Source organism: Sphingobium sp. MP9-4, from assembly GCF_005281675.1.
Lineage (GTDB): Bacteria > Pseudomonadota > Alphaproteobacteria > Sphingomonadales > Sphingomonadaceae > Sphingobium > Sphingobium yanoikuyae.
In genome coordinates this window covers 16949-39375 of the sequence record NZ_LUFI01000014.1, presented here as the reverse complement: position 1 = coordinate 39375, position 22427 = coordinate 16949, and the positions used below count along the sequence as shown (strand labels likewise).

Sequence of the window (22427 nt, the reverse complement as noted above, 5' to 3'; positions counted from 1 at the left end):
TCCTCGCTCATTGCGCACCGCCAAAGCGGAAGCTGGCCGACACGCCATAGAAGCGCGGCGCACCACCGATGAAGGTCGGCATGCCCAGGCTGTCGCCGGTATTGCCCGCATCCATGATATATTTCTTGTCGAAGGCGTTCTCGATGAAGCCCTCGATCCGCCAGGCGCCACCGGGCGCTTCATAGCCAAGCCGCGCATTGACCAGCGCATAGCTGCCCTGAAATTCGTCCTGGATAGTGTCGGCGACCAGAGCGGCGGGCGGCTGCTGCAGGTCCGGGCGGTCATTGTCATCGTCGAAATAGACCTTCGACTGCCAGGTGACGCTGGGCGTGAAGACGATGCGGCCGGGGCCGGCGGGCAGGGACGCCTGCGCACCGAAGGACGCGCTATGGTCGGGCGACAGGCGGAAGCGGTTGCCGTCGCGCACGCCCGTCTTGAAGCGGCTGTGATTATAGGCATAGGTCGCGAACAAGGTCAGCACATCGCTCGGCACCCAGCGCATCTGCCCTTCGAAGCCATAGCTTTCCGCCTTGCCGGCGTTGGTCAGGACGAACTGCGTGCCTTGCTGCACCGTGGTCTGGAAATTATCATATTGGTAGAAGAAGGCCGCCCCGTCGAGGAACAGGGTGCGGTTCATCAGCGCGGTCTTTGCGCCCAGTTCGAAACTGTCGACCGTTTCGGAGTCCAGCACGGAAAAGCGGGTGGCGCCCATCGGCGCGGACGGCGCGCTGGCCGCCAGCACTTGCGGGCGACGGCCACGGGCATAGGTGGCATAGAGGCTGGTGTCGGTGCCCGGCTTGTAGCGGGCGGTCAGGCGCCAGGAAAAGCCGCCATTGCGCAGCGTGTCGCTGTCGACCCCGCCATTGCCGGCGGTCGGCTGGGCGCCGAGGCCGAACATCGGCACCGGATAGGCGGCCGAGGTCGGGATGTTCGCCGCGCCGGGCACGGCCAGCGCCTGCAGCAGCGCGGTGCGCACCGCCGCCGGCTGGCTCAGCGCGCCGATCAGCCCGCCCAGGATCGACCGGCCATTGTCGACCGACGACATATAGGTGCTGCGCTTGTCGTCATGGGTGTAGCGCAGACCGCCGCCAAGCTCGAACTGGTCGGACAGGCGCAGGGTCACGTCGCCGAACAGGTCGAAGGCGCGGGTGCGCGCGCCATTGGTGGTGCTTTCGAGATGGTTGGACTTGAGGTTGGCGGCGATCGCCTGGGCCTGCGCGCTCGACAGGCTGACGCCATAGGCGCTGGCGACACCCTGCAGCAGCGCGCCGGTGAAGGCGGGGCTGGCGAGCAGGGCGGCCGGCACCGGATCGGTGGCGGCGCGGCCGGGGATAGCACCGCCGCCGTTCAGCGCGCCGGCCAGCCGGGCGAGGGTGGCGCGCTCGTCAAACTGGGTGGGAACGCGCTGCGTGCCATTTTCCCAGAAATAGCTGCCGCCCAGGAATGCCGTGATCGGGCCGCTGTCATAGGTCAGGCGGAATTCCTGGCTGAACTGGCGGCCGCGCGCATCTTCCGCCGCGGTCAGCATCGGCAGGGAAATGCCGTCCGCGTCGAAGATTTCCAGCGCGTCGAAGCGGCGGAAGGCAGTGGTGGACGTGAGGTTGAACTGGTCGTTGAGCTTCAGCCTGGCGATGCCGGTGACGCCCCAGACCTGGCGATCAAGGCCCAGCCCCTTGCCACCCTCGAAGCCATCGGCCGCTGCCAGCGCGGCGCCGCTGTTGCGGCTGCGATCGCCGATCACGGCACCGGTAGCCGGATCGGTCGGATTATAGGCGATCGACTTGAAGCCGGTGCCGTTTGGCGTGTCCTTCTGATAATTGCCGATCAGGTCGAAGCTCAAATCGCCCTTCTCGCCATGGAAGCTGCCGCGCACCGCCTTGGTGTCGGCCGAGTTGAAGTCGGCGCCGCCCAGCAGATTTTCGGTATAGCCGTCGCGCTTGCGGATGCGGCCGGCCAGGCGGATCGCCATGCCCTCGCCGATCGGCGCGTTGACCATGCCCTCGGTCAGCCAGCTGTTGTAATTGCCATAGGAGACCCGACCTGCCGCTTCGATATTGTCGAGCTGCGCCTTGTTCTGGATGATGTTGACCGCGCCGATCAGCGCACCGCGACCATAGAGGGTCGATTGCGGCCCCTTGGCGATCTCGACCCGCTCTATGTCGAACAACTCGACATAGGAGCCGCGCGACTTGGAGATGGAGACGCCATCCTGATAGACCGACACGCGCGGTTCGTTGCTGGCGGTGCCGCTATCCGACGTGATGCCGCGCATCACGAAGCCGGGATTGTTGGGCGACTGGTTCTGGACGTCGAAACCCGGCACGAAGCGCGACAGCGCATCGAACTCATAAAGGCCCATACGGTCCATCTGTTCATTGCCGACGACGCTCAGCGCCATCGGCACGTCGATAGGATCCTGTTCGCGCAGCTGCGCGGTGACGATGATCGAATCGGCTGGGGCGGCATCGGGCGTTTCGGCATGGGCGGTTGCCGTAGCGAAAACGGGCAGGCTGATGGCAGCGAGAGCTAGAGAACGGAAGTGCATGATATTTCTCCCCTTTCGGCGCTCGGGTAGGAGGGGAGTATGAAGCGCGCATGACAGTGATGCGCAGCTTATATGACGGCAGCACTGGACGCGCTCTGCCGCCATCTGGCACCAGCCCGGATCAGCCGGCAACTGGTCCGCCGCGGGGATATATAGGCGCCGCCTGGCTCAGGCCACCAATACAGGTCGCGTCAGCCGTTCCGCGAGGAAGTCCACGAATACGCGCAGCCGTGCCGGCACATTGGTGCCGCCCAGGAACACGGCATGGATCGTCTCGATATCGCCGGGATTATAGTCTTCCAGTAATGGCACCAGATCGCCCGACGCCAGTTCGGGCTGGACGCTGAACCGGCCGACCCGCGTGATGCCGACGCCATCGGCCGCCAACTGCCCCAGCGTTTCGCCATTATTCGCCTCGATCGTGCCGCGCACGCTCAGCGCATAGTCACGCCCGTCCTTGCGGAAGGGCCAGACCGGTTCGGCGCGGCGAAAATTGAAGTTCAGGCAATTATGATCGTGCAGATCCTCCGGCACGACCGGCGTGCCATGCCGGGCGAGATAGGCGGGGGAGGCGACGATGACGCGGCCATTCTCGCCCAGCTTGCGGGCGGTCAGCGGGCTGTCGGCCAGCGGCCCGAAGCGGATCGCGACATCGGCTTGCCCGCCGGCAATGTCGACCAGCCGGTCGCTCAGGCTGATGTCGACCAATATGTGCGGATAGAGCTGGGCAAATTCGCCGAGCAGCGGCACGATGCACAGCCGGCCATGGGAATGGGCGGCGCTGACCCGCAGCCGCCCGGGCGGCGCGCCGCGATCGGCGATCGTCTGTTCCGCCTCGTCCAGGTCGGCCAGGATGCGGCGCGCGCTGGCCAGATAGGCCTGCCCCTCCGCCGTCAGCGTCAGCGCGCGGGTGGAGCGCAGCAATAGCCGCACCCCCAGCCGATCCTCGATCCGGTCGACCGCGCGGCTGACCGCGGAAGGGGTGAGGCCCAGCAATCGCCCGGCGGCCGAAAAACTGCCCTCGGCCACCACGGTGGCAAAGGTTTCCAGCGCCCGCGCCCGATCGGCATGAAAGGGTATCTTTTCATCCATTGCAAAGATCCTTCGCCTTGCGGCCCTCTAAACGCGGGGAGTCCTGCCTTCCATTTATGCGTGCATCACGGAATGGAAAGGGATGACGATGGAATATCGGCAATTGGGGGCGTCAGGCCTGCGCGTGCCGGCGCTCAGTTTCGGCACCGGCACCTTCGGCGGCTCAGGGCCCCTGTTCGGCGCTTGGGGCAACAGCGACGCGCAGGAGGCGCGCCGGCTGCTCGACATCTGCCTCGAAGCCGGCATCACCCTGTTCGACACTGCCGACGTCTATTCGAACGGCGCGTCCGAAGAGGTGCTGGGCGCGGCGATCAGGGGACGGCGCGATCAGCTTCTGATCTCGACCAAGCTCGGCCTGCCGACCGGCGATGGTCCCAATGACTGGGGCGTATCGCGCGACCGGCTGATCGGCGGCGTGGAAGCCGCGCTCCGGCGCCTTGGCACCGATCATATCGACCTGCTGCAACTTCACGCCTTCGACGCGTCGACCCCGGTCGAGGAATTGCTGGCGACGCTCGACCAATTGGTCCGTGCCGGCAAGCTGCGCCATGTCGGCGTGTCCAACTATCCCGGCTGGCAGTTGATGAAGGCGCTGGACGTGGCGGATCGCCATGGCTGGCCGCGCTTCGTCGCGCACCAGGTCTATTATTCGCTGATCGGTCGCGCCTATGAGGCCGATCTGATGCCGCTCGCCGCCGACCAGGGCGTCGGCGCACTGGTGTGGAGCCCGCTCGGCTGGGGCCGCCTGACCGGCAAGATCAGGCGCAGCAGCCCGATCCCGGAGGGCAGCCGCCTCCACCAGACCGCCGCCTTCGCGCCGCCGGTGGAGGAGGAGCATCTCTACCGCGTGGTCGATGCGCTGGACGAAATTGCGGCGGAAATCGGCAAGACGGTGCCGCAGGTCGCGCTCAACTGGCTGTTGCAGCGGCCGACCGTGTCGTCGGTCATCATCGGCGCCCGCAACGAGGAACAGTTGCGCCAGAATCTGGGTGCGGTCGGCTGGTCGCTGACCGCCGATCAGGTCGCCCGGCTCGACCGGGCCAGCTACCAGATGCCGGCCTATCCCCACGCCCCCTATCACCAACAGGCCGGTTTCGCCCGGCTGAACCCGCCGCTTGTCTGACGGGAGGAGCATCATGAAGATCAATCCACCGCTGCTCGCGCTGGCGGCCGGTGCCTTCGGCATCGGCGTCACCGAATTTGCGCCGATGGGCCTGTTGCCCGTCATCGCCACCGATCTTGGCGTCTCCATCCCCGCCGCCGGCCTGCTTATCAGCGCCTATGCGATCGGCGTCATGCTGGGCGCGCCGCTGATGACGCTGACCACCGGCCGCTTGCCGCGCCGCACCCTGCTGATCGGCCTCGCCGCCATCTTCACCATCGGCAATCTGATCGCGGCGCTCTCCACCAGCTATGCGATGCTGCTGTTCGCGCGCATCATCACCTCGCTCAACCATGGCGCCTTCTTCGGCGTCGGATCGATCGTCGCCGCCAGCCTGGTCCCGCCCCAGCGGCAGGCGGGCGCGGTCGCCGCCATGTTCATGGGGCTGACCATCGCCAATGTCGTCGGCGTGCCGCTGGCGACCTGGGCGGGGGAAGTCATGGGCTGGCGTGCGGCCTTCTGGGGCATCGCGGCGCTGGGCGTGCTCACCATCGCGGCATTGCGCCTGACCCTGCCCGACATGCCGGCCCCGACCGAGGGCGATGCACGGTCCGAACTGCGCGTGCTGATGCGCGGGCCGGTGCTCGCCGCGCTCGGCCTTACCGTGGTCGGCGCCAGCGCGATGTTCACCGTCTTCACCTATATCACGCCGATCCTGCGCGATCAGACCCATGGCTCGATCGGCTTCGTGACGGCGATGCTGGTCCTCTATGGCGTGGGCCTCACCATCGGCAACTGGCTGGGCGGGCGCTTTGCCGACCGGTCGGTGGACAGGACGCTGATCGTGACGCTTGCTGCGCTGACGGCGATCCTCATCGCCTTCGCCTTTGCCATGCCCTTTGCCGGGCCGACGGCGGTGCTGATCTTCCTGTGGGGGATTGCCAGCTTCGCGCTGGTGCCGCCGCTGCAGGTGAGGGTGATGAGCGCCGCGGCCGATGCGCCCAATCTGGCGTCTTCGATGAACATCGGCGCCTTCAACCTGGGCAATGCGATCGGCGCAGCCCTGGGCGGCGCTGTGATCGCCGCTGGGTTGAACCTGCCGTTCGTCGCGATCGCCGGGGCCGCTGCGTCCAGCCTCGGGCTGATCGCGCTGCTGCTCAGCCGCCGCAGCGGCGCGCCGCGTGCCGCCACCGCCTGACGCTCACAGATAGGCGACACGGGCCGGCACGGTCACGCGGATGGTCGTGCCGGTCCTGGTGGTGGAGATGATCTCCACCGCGCCATCCATCCGTTGCGCCCGTTCGCGCATGCCGACCATGCCATAATGGCCTTCGCGCGATCCGGCCGCCAGCACCGCTGCGGACAGGCCGATGCCATCATCGATGATCGCCAGCGACAGCCGGTCGGTGCCATGATGCAGCTCGACGATGATGGTCCGCGCCGCCGCATGGCGCAGGCTGTTGCTGATCGCCTCGCGCGCGATCCGCATCATCTCGTCGGCGACCGGGGCGCAGACCAGCCGCACGGTGCCGGCCTCCTCGACGCGCCAGTCCAGCCGGTCGCCGACCATCTCGTCCAACAGCGCGCGCAGACGGACCGCCATCGCCACCGGCTGCAATGCCTGTCGCAGCGAATGGACCCGCTCGCGACTGTCGACCAGCACATCCTCGGCCCGGTCGAGCGCGCCTTCCAGCTCGGTGCGGGCGCGTTCGCCGCGCGGCAGCAACTCGACCACCGCCTGGAAGCGCAGCATCAGCCCCTGGAACCCCTGCAACAGCGTGTCGTGCAGTTCCCGTGCGATCCGTTCGCGCTCGGTCAACTGTGCCTCGACCCGGCTGCGTGCCCGCTCGGTCACGACATGCAGGCGCCGGCGGTAGAGCAGCCAGCCGGCCAGCAGGATCAGGCTGATGCACAGGATGCGGAACCAGCGCGTCTGGTAGAAGGCTGGGGCGATCTCGAACGCGAGCGCTGCGCCCTGCCTGTTCCATACCCCATCATTGTTGGCCGCGATCACAAGGAAGCGATATTGGCCGGGCGCCAGATTGGTATAGAGCGCCTGCCGCTCCGTCCCGGCATCGAACCAGCCGGTGCCGCTGCCCTCCAGCCGATAGCGGAAACGGTTCTGCGCCGCATCGGTCAGGCTGAGGGCGCTATAGTCGATCTGCACCCGGCCGCTATGGGCGGGCAGGGCGATGCGGCCCGCGGCCAGCGGATAGGCCTTGCCATCGACCCGCAGCGACCGGATCGCCACGGGCGGCGGCACGCCATTGCGGGCCAGCCGGGCGGGATCGCTCCAGGCCAGACCCTGATCGGTGGCGAACCAGAGCTGGCCGTCGCGATCGAGGGCGATGTCGTTCGCCTCGAACAGGTTGGATCGCGCCCGATAATCGGCTTCCTGGCCGACCCGCTGATAGGGGATGGGGCGATCGGGCTGGGCAAGGCCCTTGTCCAGCGCATCGCTGCGCATCCGCACGATACCGGTTGCACCGTTGATCCAGGTCCAGCCATCGGCGGTGCGGGCGATGCCGGTAATCCCGGCCAGATAAGGATGGGTGCGTTCGCCCAATGACTGCAACCGGCCACCCTTCAGGCGCGCCAGCCCCTTCATCCCGCCGATTAGCCAGCTTTCGCCATCCGCGCGCAACGTCAGGATCGACCCGATCGGGCTGGTCCCGGCGGGCAGCAGCGCCGTCTCTTCGCCATCGCGAATGCGCAGCAGCCCGCGCCGGCTGCGCCCGGCGATCAGGCCGCCATGCCCATCGGCGCGCAACAGGGTGATGGTGCCGCCCGGCTGCCCCGCCGCGCCGCTCGCCGGCACCAGCCGCCCGCCGTCCAGCCGGTAGAGCCGGTCCATCCCGGTCCAGAACTGTCCGCGATCGTCGCGTGCGCAACTGACCGACAGCGGCCCTTCGACCGACGTCGTGCGGCGGACATCGCCGCGGTCGTCCAGGTCGAGCAAGAAGGCGCCTTCCAGGCTGATCGCCAGCAATTGCCGGTCGTCGCCGCACAGCACGCCAATGTCGGCGCGCGGGAAGATCAGCCGGGGCTGGCGCTGGCCCGGCCCGACGCGATAGACGCCGCCGATACCGGCATAGAAGATATGGGCCGATCGCGCCGGCGCGACGAAGCCGGTCACCAGCGCCTCCTCGCCCGCGCCGATCAGGCTGGCGGCGGCATAGCGTTCCACCCCGGTCTCGGTGCCGACCCAGATATTGCCTTCCCGGTCCTCCAGCGCGGCGAGCGACAGCGGCATGTGCCCGGCCGCGGCCTCGACCTTGTCGCCGCCCGCAGGAAGCCGCGCCAGGCCGCCATTCTGACCGGTAATCCAGGCCGTGCCCTGGCGATCGACATGGATATGGCGGGTGACATAGGGGGTGTTGACGGGATCGAGCCGGGCCGCGGCCTGCCCGCCGGAAATCGGCCGGATGCCGCTGTCGTCCGCCAGCCATATCCGGCCCGCCCTGTCCTCGTCCAGCGCGGCGAAGGGGGCGACCTGCATCGCCAGCGGGGCGAAGCGCGCGGCACCGGGCGCCAGCCGCAGCAGGTGCGGCGGCAAGGCGAGGTAGAGGCTGCCGTCCGACGCGGCCAGCATCGGCCCCATCATGCCGTCGGTCAGGCCCTGCTGCGCGCCATAGCGGCGCCAGCGGCCATGCTGGTAACGCGATAGCAGCATCTTGCCGCGGGCTTCCGCCGCGACCCAGATCGATCCGTCGCGCGCCTCCACGATGCCGGCGACGCCGCCCTGCGCCGGCCAGGGATTGGCATCGCGCAGATGGCCGTCGCGATAGAGGGCGATGCCGCCGAAATCATGGCCGACCCAGATGTCGCCATTGCGCGCCGCCAGCAGGGCGGTGACCTGCAAGGATCGGCGCGGGTCGTCGCGATCGGCCAGCATGCGCTCGAACCGGATGCCGTCAAAGCGGTAGAGGCCGGTCGAAGATCCCAGCCACAGATAGCCGTCCTTGCCCTGCGCCAGCGCACGGACATTGCCCGGCGCTCCGTCCTTCAGTGTCCAGCGGCTGTGGCGCAACTGGCTGATCGACTGGCTCGGGTCCAGCGCCTGCCCCGGCTGGGCCAGCAGCATGGCCGCGCTCGCCGTGATGATCGCCCGGCGCTTCATGATCTTCTGCTCGGTCGCGACATGGGGGCCTTGGGGCGGGAGGAACCGACAGCCGTAGCGCTGCGGGCCGATGCGATACAAGCCCCCCGTTAGAGGGACGCTCGCCCCCTCCATCCGGGCTTTGGGAAATCGTGACGCAGCCGCATCATTCCCGCCATGCCGGATATCGCCAGTCTCAACACGCGCCCCAACCTGCCGCATCGGCTCGACGCCGCGCCGCTTCTGGACCTGCTGACGCGGGCGCAGATGCTGCTGCATCGCGACCCCAACCGGGCGGACCTGTGCCTCGATCAACTGCGCAACCTGCTGCGGCAGGGCACGGATGCGGACGACGGCGTCGCCATGCTGGCCCGGCGTCCCGACAGCCATTGCTCGCCGCCGACCGGCGGGCTGGCCGGCTGGCAATTGCGCAAGGTGACCGCCTATGTCGAGACGCGGCTGGGCCGCACGCTGGTGACGGAGGAACTGGCGCTGGTGGCGAGCCTGAGCCCCGGTCATTTCTGCCGCGCGTTCAAGGTCAGCATGGGCGAGACGCCCCATGCCTATGTCATCCGCCAGCGCATCCGCCGGGCACAGCGGCTGATGCTGGAAACCGGCCACAGCCTGTCCGACATCGCCAGCGCCTGCGGCCTGACCGACCAGGCGCACCTGACCCGGCTGTTCAAGCGGCTGGTCGGCACCACGCCGCTGTCCTGGCGCCGGACCTGGCAGGGATCGCCATTGGCGGCACAGGCATGAACAGCAAAAGGCTGGAGGCGTTCACCGACGGGGTGATCGCGATCATCATCACCATCATGGTGCTGGAACTGAAGGTGCCGCGCGGGGGATCGCTCGCCGATCTCACCCAATGCCTGCCGTTGCTGATCGCCTATCTGCTCAGCTTCGTGAATGTCGGCCTCTACTGGAACAATCACCATCATCTGTTCCAGCTCAACCCGCGCATCGACGGGCGGGTGCTGTGGGCCAATCTCTTCCTGCTCTTCTGGCTCAGCCTGGTGCCGTTCGTCATCCGCTGGCTGGACGAGAGCGCCTGGTCGACCGGAGCGACGGCGGCCTATGGCATGGTGTTGGGCGCGGCGGCGATCGGCTATTTCCTGACCGAACGGGCGATCATCGCCTGCAATGGCGCAGGCTCCAGGCTCGCCCGCGCGCTCGGCATGGACTGGAAGGGGTGGGGAACGCTGGCCATATATGGCGCGGCCATTCCCCTGAGCTTCGTCAGCCGCTGGCTGGCGGTCGCGCTCTATGTGCTGGTCGTAGCGCTCTGGTTCGTGCCCGACCGGCGGTTCGCGCGGGTCGCGCTGCCCTGATCTTCAGCCCCCGTGGGGCAGGGCGGCCGCCGGGTGGCGGACGCAGAGCAGGGTGCCGACCAGCACGATCGCGCCCGATACCATCAGCGGCAGCGCCAGCCCCATATGCACCACCATCAGCGCGCCGGCCGCCGCGCCCGCGAAGATGGCGACGATCGCCGCGATCCGCCGGCCAAGATTGGGATTGGCGCCGCCCGCGAGGCTGGAATCCGCCGCAATGCCGGTGACGGTCAGGGTCAGCACGGTGGTGGTAAGGTCGGGCACCTTCAACTGCCGGATGGTGGCGTTGCGAAAGCCCATCGCGATCGCGGTCAGGCCGATGATCGCGAACAGGCCGGCGGCGGGCTGGAGCGTGGGCACATGGAAGTTCAGCGCGACCACCGCCGCGATCCACAGCAATGCCGCCTCGATCAGCGCGGCGACCGTCAGCCAGTGGCGCAGCGGGCGTTTGCCCAAGCCCTGGCCGACCCGGCCGGCGATCAGCGCGCCGATGAAGAAGGTCAGCAGCGCGACCAGATAGGGCGCCACCCTGAAGCCTGGCGTCTGTGCCGCAGCGAAGCCCAGGAACACGACATTGCCGGTCATGTTGGCGGTGAACACCTTGCCCAGGCCCAGCACGCTGACCGCGTCGACCAGGCCGGTGGTCGCCGACAGCAGCAAGAGCAGGCCGGGCAGGGGGGATGCGCTTTGGGACGCTGGCGGCATGATGATGCTCCTCAACATGATCTAGAAACGGAAATTGGCCTCAAGGCCGGTCATGGCGATGGTCTGGGCCGGGCCGGTCTCACGGATGAAGGCGCCCGGTGCGAAGAAGGACAGCGAAGTTGACAGTTCCAGCTCCGCCGTCGCCTGCCAGGCCAGCGTCGCCTCCACCTCCTTGCCGATGAAGCGGGCGCGGCTGTCGCCGGGGCCACGGATCAGGTTGCCGGGAATGTCGTAGACGCCGTCATGGCGGGCGTATCGCCAATAGGCCATGCCGGCGACGCTGGCGGAAAAGCCGTCGCCCAGCGGCGCGCTGATCCGGGGATTGAGGCTGACGATGTTGGTCGGCCCAACGGGCGAGAGTTCGCCGAAATATTTGCCCTTGGGGAAGAGCGCGTTGAACGTGCCCAGCCTGTCATCTTCGCTGTCACGATCGCCGCTCACGATGTTGAAGCGCAAGGTGGCGTCGGGCGACAGCGGCAGGTCGGGCAGGGTGCGGCCGACCTCGGTGCCGATCGTCCAGGCGGAAATGCGCTGCCCGTCATAATGGCCGAACTGATAGACGCCCTCGACATTCCAGTGCCAGTCGCCCCGCGCGCCATGCGAACGAAGGCCGAGGCTGTGGCGCTCCTCCCGCCCCGTCAGCCCGCCGAAGCGCGCGGCGCGGTTGCGATAGCCCAGATAATAGAGGTCGAGATCCGGCAGCGTCGCATAGGCCCCCCACAGCCTGCGGGTGTCGGACGTGCGATCGTCGAAACTGGCGGGGCCGGGCTGTACCGGGTTGAGCAGGAACAGGTCGAGCGCGCGGCCTTCGCCCAGGGACAGGCTGCCGCGCACGCCGTCGAACGCCAGCGGGGTGTTGGGACCATAGCGGGTGCCGACCAGCCTTTCGGTGCCGAGTGAAACCATCTGGCGCCCGGCGCGCAGGGTGACGGGGCCGGCGCCCAGTTCGGCAAAGCCCTGGAGCAGGTCGAGCCGGCTCTGGTCGATCGGGCTGGCCGAGGGCGCAACGCCGACCGCATGGCTGATGATCGGCTGGACAAAGGCACGGGCATGGAGCCGGTCCGGCGCGCCGACATGCAGGTCGGCATAGGGCATGGCGCGTGCCCATAAATAGCTGTCGTCGGGCGCATCGGCCCCGCCCCAGAGATTGTCGGCATAATTTTCGTTGCGCAGCCGCAGCTCGACGCCGGTGGACAGCCAGACATCGGCGCCCAGCGGGATATATTTGAACTGCCCCGTCCAGTGATGGTTGCGCTTTTGAGCGTCCGCCAGATCCGACCAATCCTCGTCATAGCGGGTGATCGACAGGGGCGGCGCCTGCCAGGCCTCCCGCGTCTGCGCGGCCAGCGGCGGGCAAGCGCAGAGCGAGAGGGCAAGGCAGACTGATTTTTTACACACGGCGCTGCGCCTGTTCGGCGACCAGCGCCGCCAGGATGAAGCCGCCGATCAGACCCAGATGCTCGAAAAAAGCATTGGTGGCTATGAACCGCTCCTGCCCCATCGGCATCATCCAGAAGGCGTTGGCCGTGAAGGCGGCCAGCAGGGTGAAGACGCCCAGCATCCCCGCGCCCAGCCAGGCCATGCGGCCGGTCAGGATCAGGATCGGCCCGATCAGTTCGATCGCGATGGTGAGCGCGGCCCAGAGCGCTGGCGGGTTCATGCCGAAATGCGCCTGCTCGGCAACCGCCGCCGGCCAGTCCGTCAGCTTGACGATGCCGCCCAGCAGATAGGCGCCGACCAGCAGCAGTCGCGCGATGAACCAGGTCGGCTTCCAGTCGAGGATCGCGTCAACGAAGCGGGGATCGCGGTCGGCGCGCATCCTAGTTCGCCTCGGGCGCATGAACTTCAGCGATATAGCCGCCGGGGAAGCGCAGGATCGCGCTCTGGCGACCGGCGACGCTCTGCGGCGCGACCAATGTTTCGACGCCGGCGGTCTTCGCCTTGGCCAGCGTGGCGTCCATGTCGGCGACCTCATAACCGGTCATGTCGCGGCCATAGGGCCAGGGGAGTTGGCCGTCCGAGACGAAGACGGTCATCTTGCCATAGCCGCTCTCGATGGCGACGCGGCGGATCGTCTTGCCGGGCTGGCCGATTTCCTCGCCCTTGGCGGCGCGATCGTCGGAGACGATCCTGCCATGGGCAAAGCCGGTCCAGTCCCTGATGAACCGGTCAGCGACGTCGGCGGTCAGGTAGATGCGGTTTTCCGGCACGGTGGTCAGCGCGGGATAGCTGGGCTTGGCGGTGTGCCAGTAGAGTTGCATGTTCACGCCACCAGCCCATTGCACCACCACGTCGCGGCCGATCGGGTCGGGGAAGGTAGTGATGCGGCGCACTGCGCCATGCTTGAGCGCGGAGGCAACGGCACCGTCCATGTCGCTCACCAGATAGCCGGTCCGCTCATCGCCGAACGGATAGGGGATCGGCGTCTTGAAGCCGAAGACCGAGACGGTGCCGGCCGGGGTCAGTGCCAGTTGCGACTTGGTCAGGCTGGGCGTCGGCGTCACCTGGAACTCGCCCTGCTTCGACGTGGTGCCACCGAAGGTCGCGACGAAGCTGGTGACGAAGGCGTCGAACTGGCCTTCGGGCACATAGACATGGGTCGTGTCATATTGCGGGCCGACCGCATAATCGGCGCTGGCGGCGGGCTTTGCGATGGCGACCGGCATAGGCATCAGGATGGCGGCGGCGAATAGGAAGGCGAAGCGCTTCATGGACTATCTCCAGGCAGGAAGTCTTTCTCGTCATCCCCGCGAAGGCGGGGATCCATCTCCGGGCGTTGCGCCGTCGGGCTTGGTTGCGAGATGGATTCCCGCTTGCGCGGGAATGACAATGATTTGCGGTTATCGTCAGACGGCCCAGCAGCCGCAGCCGAGCGATCCCCAGAAGGTCTGGACATCGGCGGCCGGCACATCTGCGCCCAGCGCCGCGGCATGGTCATGGCCATGGACGCCGCAGGCCGAATGGCAGCCACAGGCCGATGCCAGCTGCGCGCGCGCCTCACGGGTCTTGTGATAGCCGCCGAAGGTGGCGACCGGCGACCAGTCGGGCATGGGCTTTGGCAGGTCGGGCGCGAGCGGGGCATAATCGCCCTCGCCATGGACCACCTTGCCGCCGAGCAGGGTCAGGACCGATCGGATATGGACGATCTGATCCTCCGGCACCGCAAAATAGTCGGCCGACAGCAAGGCGAGGTCGGCCAGTTGCCCGGCCTTGATCTGCCCCTTCTTGCCGATCTCGTTGGAGAACCATGTATTCTCATGCGTCCACATCGCCAGCGCCTTTTCCCGGCTGACGCGATTGTCGCCGCGGTAGAGGGCGAAGCCGCCGACGGTGCGGCCGGTGACGAGCCAGCTCAAGGATACCCATGGATTGTAGCTGGCGACGCGGGTCGCGTCGGTGCCTGCGCCAACCGGGATGCCCGCTGCGATCATGCGGGAAATGGGCGGGGTGCGCTCGGCCGCCTTGGCGCCATAGCGTTCGACGAAATATTCGCCCTGATAGGCCATGCGATGCTGCACCGCGATGCCGCCGCCCAGTGCGGCGATCCGGTCGATATTGCGGTCGCTGATGGTTTCGGCATGGTCGAAGAACCAGTTGATGCCCTGCAAAGGGATATCCCGGTTCACCTTTTCATAGACGTCGAGCGCGCGGCCGATCGTCTCGTCATAGGTGGCGTGCAGGCGCCAGGGCCATTTATGCTCGGCCAGCAGGCGGATGACCGGCTCCAGATCGCCCTCCATGCTGGGCGCCATGTCCGGCCGGGGCTGGCGGAAATCCTCGAAGTCGGCGGCGGAATAGACCAGCATCTCGCCCGCGCCATTGTGGCGATAGCTGTCATCGCCCTGGCCCGGCGTCACCTGCTTCACCCAACCGGAGAAATCGGCCAGCTCCTCCTTGGGCTTCTGGGTGAAGAGATTATAGCTGATGCGGACGGTCAGTTGATCGTCCTGATGCAGCTTCTCGATGATCTCGTAATCGTCGGGATAATTCTGGAAGCCGCCGCCGGCGTCGATCACGCCGGTCACGCCCAGCGCATTGACGTCGCGCATGAAGTGGCGGGTGGAATTGAGCTGATAGTCCTGCGGCAGCTTCGGCCCCTTGGCCAGGGTCGAATAGAGGATGGTCGCATTGGGCTGGGCCAGCAGCAGGCCGGTCGGGGTGCCGGCCGCGTCGCGGACGATCTCGCCGCCCGGCGGATTGGGCGTGTCCTTGGTATAGCCCACGACGCGCAGCGCGGCGGCGTTGAGCAGCGCGCGATCATAGAGGTGCAGGATGAAGACCGGCGTGTCGGGCGCGACGGCGTTCAGTTCGGCGATGGTCGGCAGGCGCTTTTCCGCGAACTGATGTTCGGTGAAGCCGCCGACCACGCGCACCCATTGCGGAGCAGGGGTACGGGCGACCTGGCTTTTAAGCATATCCATCGCCTCGGCCAGCGTCGGCACGCCGTCCCAGCGCAGTTCCATGTTGAAATTCAGGCCGCCGCGAATGATGTGCATATGGCTATCGATCAGGCCGGGGATCAGGCGATGGCCCTTGGCATCGATCACCGTTGCGTCCGGCGCGGCGGCGCGCACCTCCGCCTCGCTGCCCACGGCCAGGAACTTGCCGTCGCGGATCGCGACCGCTTCCGCCACCGGATTGCTCCGGTCCAGCGTCGTCACCTTGGCATTGACGATGATCGTGTCGGTCATGGGGCGGTCCTTGGCGTGAGCGGTGAAGGGGGAGAGAAGGGCGGAGGCGGCCACCCCGGCCATGGCGTCGCGGCGGGTAATCACGCGTCGCCCTTTTGATTGTCGGCCTGGTTGTTCGGGAGCGTGCCCAGCACATGGTCGCGGCATTCGTTGCGCACGAAGCGGGTCAGTTCATGGGCATCGGCCCAGCGCCTGGCGATCGGCACGATCTGTTCGCCGACCAATATGCCCAGCAGGCCGATCAGGGCCACTACTGGGGGCGCGGGCGAGCGCACCCCCAGCAGCGAATAGACGATGCCGACCAGGAGACCGGCGCCGAGGGAGAGAAGATAGACTTTCATCGCCGGTCTCCTGCGTCTGCGATCAGGCCTGGATGAAGGCGAGGATGTCGGCGTTCAGCACGTCGGCATTCACCGTCAGCATGCCGTGCGAATAGCCCTCGTAAATCTTGAGGGTCGCATTAGGCAGGATCTGCGCCTGCAGCACGCCGGCATTCTTGTAGGGCACGACCTGGTCGTCATCGCCATGCAGCACCAGGGTCGGCACGGTGATCGCGGTCAGATCGTCGGTCTGGTCGGTTTCGGAGAAGGCCTTGATGCCTTCATAATGGGCCTTGGCGCTGCCCATCATGCCCTGGCGCCACCAATTGTCGATGACGGCCGGCTTCACGTCCGCGCCGTCGCGGTTAAAGCCGTAGAAGGGGCCGGCGGCGACATCGTGGAAGAATTGCGCACGGTTGGCGGCGAGGCCGGCGCGCAGCCCGTCGAACACGTCCATGGGCAGGCCACCGGGATAACGGTCGGTCTTCAGCATGATCGGCGGCACCGAACTGACCAGCACGGCCTTGGCCACGCGGCCTTCGGGCAGGCCATGGCGGGCGACATAGGCGGCCACTTCGCCGCCGCCGGTCGAATGACCGATATGGATGGCGTTCCTGAGGTCGAGATGGCGGGCGACGGCGGCTGCGTCGGCGGCATAATGGGCCATGTCATGGCCTTCGCTCACCTGGGCCGAGCGGCCATGGCCGCGACGGTCATGGGCGACGACGCGATAGCCCTTCGACAGGAAGAACAGCATCTGCGCGTCCCAGTCGTCCGACGACAGCGGCCAGCCATGGTGGAACATGATGGGCTGGGCGTCCTTTGGACCCCAGTCCTTGAAGAAGATGTCGACGCCGTCATCCGTGGTCACGAAGCTCATGGGGATTTCCTTTGCTCGGGTGGGGAAAGGGGAGAGGGGAAAGGGCCGGCGGTGCATGGGGAGAGGGGGAGGCACCGCCGGCCCCTGGCGCAGGTCAGTGGCCGCCTTCGGAGGCGCCGAACATGGCCTTCGCATATTTGATGCCCAGGCCGTATGCGCCGCCAAATTCCTTGGCGATGCCGGTGGTGGACTCATAGGTTTCGGTGCGCGCCCAGTCGCGCTGCAGTTCCAGCATATATTGGAGCGAGGTCATCGGCTTGGCGCCGAGCTGGATCATGCGCTGCACGGCGCGCTCATGCGCTTCCTCGCTGATGTCGCCACAGGCGTCGGCGATGAAATAGACGTCGAAGCCCTGGTCGATCGCGGAGGCGACCGGGCCGACGATGCAGACGCTGGTCCACAGGCCGGCGAAGATGATCCGCTCCTTGCCGATGCGGTTCACTTCCTCGATCACGGCGGCATCTTCCCAGGTGTTCATGCTGGTGCGGTCGAGCAGGGGCTGGCCGGGGAAGGCGTCGGTGATCTCGCTGAACATCGGCCCCGAAAAGCTCTTTTCGGCCACGGTGGTCAGGATGGTCGACACGCCGAACGACTGGGCGGCGCGGCTGATCAGGGCGGCATTGTTGCGCAGCAGTTCCGGCGCGATCGACTTGGTGGCGAAGGCCATTTGCGACTGGAAGTCGATCAGGACCAAAGTGTGGTCGGTCGGCGAGATGAGGGACTTGCCCGGCGTCGGCGTGGCGGTGATCGTCATGGGTCGGCTCCTTGGTTTCGAGCAGTCGTCGCTGCTGTGAAGACAGTGTTAGCCGGCGTGCCTGATCCGAAATATCCAGATAAAAATGCACCGGCTTGTTCTAAAAAATAGAAATGGTCAGTCACTGGCCTGACGCGCGCGATCATAGCTGTCCGTCGCCGCCCGATCTTGGATCAGGCTGACATGTTAGCGATCATTCCGATGCAAAGGGGGCGCTCGCGCGCCATGTCGTCAGAGGTCGATCAGTCCGCGCTTGATCGCCAGCGTCACCGCATGGGTGCGATCGGTCGCGTCGAGCTTCGAGAAGATCGACTTCATATGGCCCTTCACCGTCTCTTCGCTGATATCGAGTCGCGCCGCGACCTGCTTGTTGCTGTTGCCCCAGGCCGCCAGCGAAAGCACCGCGATCTCGCGCTCGGTCAGCGGGTCTTCCAGCACATGCAGGGCGATCGCGGTGGCGACGGTGGCGTCGAGATGCTTGCCGCCCAGATGCACTGACCGGATCGCGTCGAGCAGCTGCTTGCGCAGGCTGGCCTTGAGCAGATAGCCCATCGCCCCTGCGCGCAGCGCCTTGATCGCGCGGCCATCGCCCGAATAGGTGGTCAGCACGATGATCCGGGCGTCGGGATGGATGGCCCGGATCGCGGCGATCGCGTCGAGCCCCGGCATTTCCGCCATCTGCAGGTCCATCAGCACGATGTCGGGGCGCAATCGCGCATATTCCTCCACCGCGCGCCGGCCATTGTCCGCCTCGCCGATGATCCGCATATCGGCCTGGGTCGCCAGCATCGCCCGCACGCCCTCACGCAGCAGCGCATGATCGTCCACCACCAGGATCGATATGGGGGTGATCGCAGGCTGCATGTCGTGGCTGTGGATCGGACCGGGCTGCATCGCGCCAGAGTGGCGTGTTCCGCTTCCCAAGTCCATGCGATAGTCGTGCCTCATCGCGGCGCGGCCGGCCATTGTGCGATGATCGTGCCCAGCACGTCGGCGGCGTTGTCGGGCTGGTCGAAGGTCCAGTTCAGGCCGGCGAACCGGCCGGGAGAGAGATAGGCGTCCAGCGCCGCCAGCACGCCGGCCATCATCGCACGGGCGGCAGCGCGTTGCCCAACCTTCGTTGCCGCCGGATCGAGCAGCCGCAGCAGGCAGGCGATCGAACAGCTGTCGAGCCGGAGCGCTGCGCGCATCGCCACGGCGGCCAGCCGGCCCAGCCGTTCGGCATCCAGATCGTCGATTTCTCCCATGCCCACAATCATCAGCGACCGGCAGCGCACCGGCGGCGGCGGGCTGGACAGGATCATCGTCTCGCCGAACCTGCCGTCGAACAGGCCGCCCGCGCGCAATTGCGACAAGGTGCCTGACAGGGCGGCGTCGAGCGCGCAGGCGCCAGGATCGATCCGGCTCGTGGCGGACAGGACCGGCATGCCGACGATCAGCAGATCGACATCGCTCGCGATCGCATCGACCGGCCCGGCGCGGAAGCGGACGGTGCGATATGTGCCGACGATCGGCGCATCCATGCTCGCCACCCTGTTGATCCTCCCGCCATGACGCAGCCGTGCGGGTCGGCGTCTCCTTGGGCCAAGCTAGAGGGACATGGCGCCCGCGTCGTGGCCAGGGCGCGCGGGATTTGGACAATCATGCGGAATTGCCGTGGTGGGAAAGGGGGAGGCGTGCATCCAGGCGTCCCGGCTACCAACGGCTTTGGTGGTTAACTTCTGTGGGAAGATTGGGAATGTCGGGCGCTTTCGGCGCGGCTCTTCATCAGCGGCTGGATGCGCGTGCCGAACGCTTCCACCCCTTCCAGGAAATCGTCGAAGGTCAGCAGCACGCCGCCGGTATTGGGCACCTGCGCCATTTCGTCCAGCATCCGCGCCACGCTGGCATAGCTGCCGACCAGCGTGCCCATATTGATGTTCACGGCCCCTTCGGGCGCGGCAAGCTGGCGCACATTGGTGTCGGTGTTGACGGTGTCCTTGGCGCCCTGATCGGCCAGCCAGGCGATCGCCTCGATATCGACCCCGTCATTATAGCTTTGCCATTTCGCCATGGCCTCCTCGTCGGTCTCCGCCGCGATCACCATGACCAGCACGAACACCGACACGTCCCGGCCGGTCTGCGCCGTGAATTTCGCAAGGCGGTCATTGTTGAAGGCGAAGGCGGTCGGCGTGTTGACGCCCTTGCCCAGGCAAAAGGCATAGTCCGCCCATTTGGCCGAGAAGGCGAGCCCCGCGTCGGACGATCCGGCACAGATGATCTTCATGTCGGCCTGCGGCTGGGGGCGGACCAGACAGTCGTCCATCTGATAATATTGCCCCTTGAAGTCCGATCGGCCGGTCTCCCACAATTCCCGCAGCACGCGAGCATATTCGTCGAGCACATCATAACGGTTGCGGAAATGCTCGTCCCCCGGCCACAGGCCCATCTGGGTATATTCGGGCGGCTGCCAGCCGGTGATGAGATTGAGCCCGAACCGCCCATGGCTGATGCTGTCGATGGTGTTGCACATGCGCGCGGCAAAGGCAGGCGGGATGATCAGAGTAGGACAGGTGGCGAAGATCTTGATCTTCTCCGTAACCGCCGCAAGGCCGGCCATCAGCGTGAAGCTCTCCAGCCCATATTCCCAGAATTGCGTCTTGCCGCCGAAACCGCGCAGCTTGATCATCGACAGCAGGAAATCCAGGCCATGTTTCTCGGCGCGCTGGGCGATTTCCTTGTTGAGGTCGAAGCTCGGCAGATATTGCGGGGCGTTCTCGCTGATCAGCCAGCCATTATTGTTGATGGGAACGAAAACGCCGACCTGCATGGCTTCAACTCCTGAGGAAGGGGAGGACGAGGCGATGGAAAGCATCCGGGTCGGTCACGTTGCAGGCGTGGCCGCCCCAATCGAAGCTGGCGGTCCTGGCCCATGCGATCGGCGCCGCGACATCAAGCGCGCTGGCATGAGGGACAAGAAAATCGTCGCGGGTGGCGATGGCCAGGACCTTGGCTACGGCCGTCAGGTCGAGCAGGTGCGGGCTATAGGCCTGCACGGCGGCGATCCGCTTTTCCATCGTGGCCGCGCCGGGGAAGGTGGCGAGATGATGCGCCAGTTCAGCCTTCAGCGCGTCGTCATGGGCCGCGATCCAGTCCGGCGGGAACAGGAACAGCGGTTGCGCCCGCAGGAATGCCTCGACACCGGCATGGCGCAACAGGGCCAGCCGCGTTTCGAAGCAGCGGCGGGTATGGGGCGACAGCTCCCGCCAGCCGTTGATGACGATCAGGCTGTCGAGCCGTGTTGTCGCGATCGCCAGTTCCATGCCGATCGCGCCGCCCAGCGCATGGCCGATGAAATGGGCGCGTTCGATGCCGAGCGCATCCATCAGGGCGATGACGTCGCCCGCCATATCCTCGACCGAGGTGGTTTCCGGCAATGTCCGGTCGCTCCGGCCGGTGCCGCGATGGTCATAGGCGATGACGTGGAAATGCTCCGCCAGCGCCGGAATGTTCGGCGCCCAATAGCTGGCCGATCCGCCAAGCCCGCTCGACAGGATCAGCGGCGGGGCGTCCGCGCGCCCGTGGGTTTCATAATAGAGGCCTGCGGCCTCAGCCAAGATGCGCGACCGAGGCGATCTCGACCAGGCAATCGGGTTTCACCAGATCGCACCTGATGCAGTAGCGCGCCGGCTTGTCGCCGGGAAAATATTCGGCATAGACGGCGTTGAAGGCCGCGTAATCGTCCAGATCCTTGAGGAAGATATGGTTCATGGCGATGTCCGCCATGGTGCCGCCGGCCGCCTCGACCGTGATCCTGATGACGTCCAGCACATGGCGGGTCTGCGCGGCGGCATCGCCGACATGCAGCACCGTGCCGCCTTCGCCCAGCGCCAGCACACCCGAGACATAGACCGTATTCCCGGCCCTGGCGCCCGCCGAATAGGGGGCGATCGGCGTCGGGAACTGGGGCGGGTTGATCGGTTCGAAAGGCATCAGATCTCCTTGGGCGGAAGCTGGCCGACGGCGGTGCGGAAATCGGCGACATTGCTCACCCAGCCGAAGAATTTCTCGACATTGTAGAGGCTTGCCTCGCGGATGAAGTCCGGCCCCAGATGATGCACCGCATCTTCCAGCAGCACGCCGAAATATTCGAGATGGAAACCGTCGCGCAGGGTCGATTCCACGCAGACATTGGTGGCGATGCCGGTGAAGACCAGGGTGCGGATGCCGCGCGCGCGCAGCACGCTATCCAGTTGCGAGTTGAAGAAGGCGGAATAGCGCGGCTTGTGGACGCGCAGATCGTTCTCTCGCGGCGCCAGCGCCTCCACCAGTTCATAGTCCCATCCGCCGCGCGCCAGGAATTTGCCCGCCAGGTCCGGCCGCGCCCGCATGGTCTTGAGCGCATTGGACTTGTGCCAGTTGGGCGACAGCGGCGTGCCCGCCTCGGCATAGCCGCTGTCCCAGCCATTCTGCAGGAAGATCACCGGCATGCCCGCGGCCCGCGCCACCTCGACCACCTCCGCGATCCGGGGAATGACGCCCGCCGCCGGGCCGACGTCGAAGCCGGCCTCGTCGACATAGCCGCCCTTACTGGCATAGGCATTCTGCATGTCGACGACGATCAGCGCCGTCGTCGCTGCATCGATCCGGATCGCTTCGGGGCGCGCCGGCAGCACCACGCAGGGGCCGGAACGGGACGGGACGGGATCGACGATGGCTGCGCTCACCGGCGCAGGATTGAGCAGATGCACCCAATGGTCAAGCGCGGCCGTCATGGCTAAGGCGCGAGCCGGATATATCTCGGCTCTCGCCCTTCAGCGGGCTTTTGAGATTTTCGGGAAAATCTGGAGCGGGTGAGGGGAATCGAACCCCCGTCGTCAGCTTGGGAAGCTGCTGCTCTACCATTGAGCTACACCCGCGTCTGGACCG

General features: G+C 66.6%; 21 protein-coding genes and 1 tRNA gene. 4 read left to right on the top strand and 18 right to left on the bottom strand.

Translation table 11 applies throughout. From position 1 onward, the window contains the following. Positions 1-7: 7 nt before the first annotated feature. Together A0U87_RS03000 and A0U87_RS02990 are read right to left on the bottom strand one after the other, a co-directional pair. Entirely contained in the window at positions 8-2545 is a 2538-nt protein-coding gene (locus A0U87_RS03000) for a TonB-dependent receptor (protein ID WP_048937535.1), read from the bottom strand. A gap of 168 nt (positions 2546-2713) precedes the next feature. Further along, a complete protein-coding gene (locus A0U87_RS02990) occupies positions 2714-3637 on the bottom strand; it encodes a LysR family transcriptional regulator (RefSeq protein ID WP_137405209.1) in 924 nt (307 codons plus the stop codon). 88 nt (positions 3638-3725) lie between these two features. Here A0U87_RS02990 and A0U87_RS02985 point away from each other — a divergent pair, with 88 nt between their 5' ends. After that, on the top strand, positions 3726-4760 hold the full coding sequence (locus A0U87_RS02985; protein ID WP_048937572.1) for an aldo/keto reductase: 1035 nt from the start codon (positions 3726-3728) through the stop codon (positions 4758-4760). Between the two features lie 13 nt (positions 4761-4773). Continuing rightward, a complete protein-coding gene (locus A0U87_RS02980; RefSeq protein WP_048937536.1) occupies positions 4774-5937 on the top strand; it encodes an MFS transporter in 1164 nt (387 codons plus the stop codon). A 3-nt stretch (positions 5938-5940) separates the two neighbouring features. Here A0U87_RS02980 and A0U87_RS02975 read toward each other — a convergent pair whose 3' ends face one another. After that, positions 5941-8940 (bottom strand): sensor histidine kinase, encoded by a 3000-nt coding sequence (locus A0U87_RS02975; protein ID WP_048937537.1) that lies wholly within the window; start codon positions 8938-8940, stop codon positions 5941-5943. Positions 8941-9015: 75 nt separating this feature from the next. On the opposite strand from A0U87_RS02975, the gene A0U87_RS02970 reads away from it, so the two are divergent. Next, positions 9016-9597 carry an AraC family transcriptional regulator gene (locus A0U87_RS02970; protein WP_048937538.1) on the top strand — a complete coding sequence of 194 codons (582 nt, stop codon included), beginning with the start codon at positions 9016-9018 and terminating at the stop codon, positions 9595-9597. Then, entirely contained in the window at positions 9594-10169 is a 576-nt protein-coding gene (locus A0U87_RS02965) for a TMEM175 family protein (RefSeq protein ID WP_010338162.1), read from the top strand. The genes A0U87_RS02970 and A0U87_RS02965 overlap by 4 nt, the downstream gene beginning before the upstream one ends. 3 nt (positions 10170-10172) lie before the next feature. On the opposite strand, the gene A0U87_RS02960 is transcribed toward A0U87_RS02965, so the two are convergent. The 15 genes from A0U87_RS02960 to A0U87_RS02890 all read right to left on the bottom strand — a co-directional run bounded on the left by A0U87_RS02960 (position 10173) and on the right by A0U87_RS02890 (position 22417). After that, positions 10173-10874 carry a YoaK family protein gene (locus tag A0U87_RS02960; protein ID WP_048937573.1) on the bottom strand — a complete coding sequence of 234 codons (702 nt, stop codon included), beginning with the start codon at positions 10872-10874 and terminating at the stop codon, positions 10173-10175. A gap of 21 nt (positions 10875-10895) precedes the next feature. Next, a complete protein-coding gene (locus tag A0U87_RS02955) occupies positions 10896-12272 on the bottom strand; it encodes an alginate export family protein (RefSeq protein ID WP_137405208.1) in 1377 nt (458 codons plus the stop codon). Further along, positions 12265-12693, bottom strand: coding sequence for a DoxX family protein (locus A0U87_RS02950; RefSeq protein ID WP_048937540.1), 429 nt, complete (start codon positions 12691-12693; stop codon positions 12265-12267). Before A0U87_RS02950 ends, A0U87_RS02955 begins: the two co-directional genes overlap by 8 nt. 1 nt (position 12694) lies before the next feature. Further along, the gene (locus tag A0U87_RS02945; RefSeq protein ID WP_048937541.1) at positions 12695-13585 is read right to left on the bottom strand and encodes a hypothetical protein; all 891 of its coding nucleotides are present in this window, start codon (positions 13583-13585) and stop codon (positions 12695-12697) included. 135 nt (positions 13586-13720) lie between these two features. Beyond that, the gene (locus A0U87_RS02940) at positions 13721-15565 is read right to left on the bottom strand and encodes an amidohydrolase (RefSeq protein ID WP_048937542.1); all 1845 of its coding nucleotides are present in this window, start codon (positions 15563-15565) and stop codon (positions 13721-13723) included. An 80-nt stretch (positions 15566-15645) separates the two neighbouring features. Continuing rightward, on the bottom strand, positions 15646-15906 hold the full coding sequence (locus A0U87_RS02935) for a XapX domain-containing protein (RefSeq protein WP_122927910.1): 261 nt from the start codon (positions 15904-15906) through the stop codon (positions 15646-15648). Between the two features lie 22 nt (positions 15907-15928). After that, on the bottom strand, positions 15929-16765 hold the full coding sequence (locus tag A0U87_RS02930; RefSeq protein WP_004212564.1) for an alpha/beta hydrolase: 837 nt from the start codon (positions 16763-16765) through the stop codon (positions 15929-15931). Between the two features lie 94 nt (positions 16766-16859). Then, positions 16860-17519, bottom strand: a complete 660-nt coding sequence (locus tag A0U87_RS02925) for a hydrolase (protein WP_137405207.1) — start codon at positions 17517-17519, stop codon at positions 16860-16862. A gap of 231 nt (positions 17520-17750) precedes the next feature. After that, positions 17751-18413: a response regulator transcription factor gene (locus tag A0U87_RS02920; protein ID WP_048937544.1), complete on the bottom strand. Its 663-nt coding sequence runs from the start codon at positions 18411-18413 to the stop codon at positions 17751-17753. 50 nt (positions 18414-18463) lie between these two features. Further along, positions 18464-19042, bottom strand: coding sequence for a M17 family peptidase N-terminal domain-containing protein (locus A0U87_RS02915; RefSeq protein WP_048937545.1), 579 nt, complete (start codon positions 19040-19042; stop codon positions 18464-18466). A 191-nt stretch (positions 19043-19233) separates the two neighbouring features. Then, positions 19234-20328, bottom strand: a complete 1095-nt coding sequence (gene rutA / locus A0U87_RS02910; protein ID WP_122927911.1) for a pyrimidine utilization protein A — start codon at positions 20326-20328, stop codon at positions 19234-19236. Positions 20329-20332: 4 nt separating this feature from the next. Then, positions 20333-21115: a pyrimidine utilization protein D gene (rutD, locus tag A0U87_RS02905; protein WP_048937547.1), complete on the bottom strand. Its 783-nt coding sequence runs from the start codon at positions 21113-21115 to the stop codon at positions 20333-20335. After that, positions 21108-21491: a pyrimidine utilization protein C gene (rutC, locus tag A0U87_RS02900; protein ID WP_048937548.1), complete on the bottom strand. Its 384-nt coding sequence runs from the start codon at positions 21489-21491 to the stop codon at positions 21108-21110. The genes rutD and rutC overlap by 8 nt, the downstream gene beginning before the upstream one ends. After that, on the bottom strand, positions 21491-22273 hold the full coding sequence (rutB, locus tag A0U87_RS02895; RefSeq protein WP_048937549.1) for a pyrimidine utilization protein B: 783 nt from the start codon (positions 22271-22273) through the stop codon (positions 21491-21493). Before rutB ends, rutC begins: the two co-directional genes overlap by 1 nt. Positions 22274-22343: 70 nt before the next feature. Next, positions 22344-22417: transfer RNA gene (locus tag A0U87_RS02890), tRNA-Gly, on the bottom strand. Positions 22418-22427 lie beyond the last annotated feature (10 nt).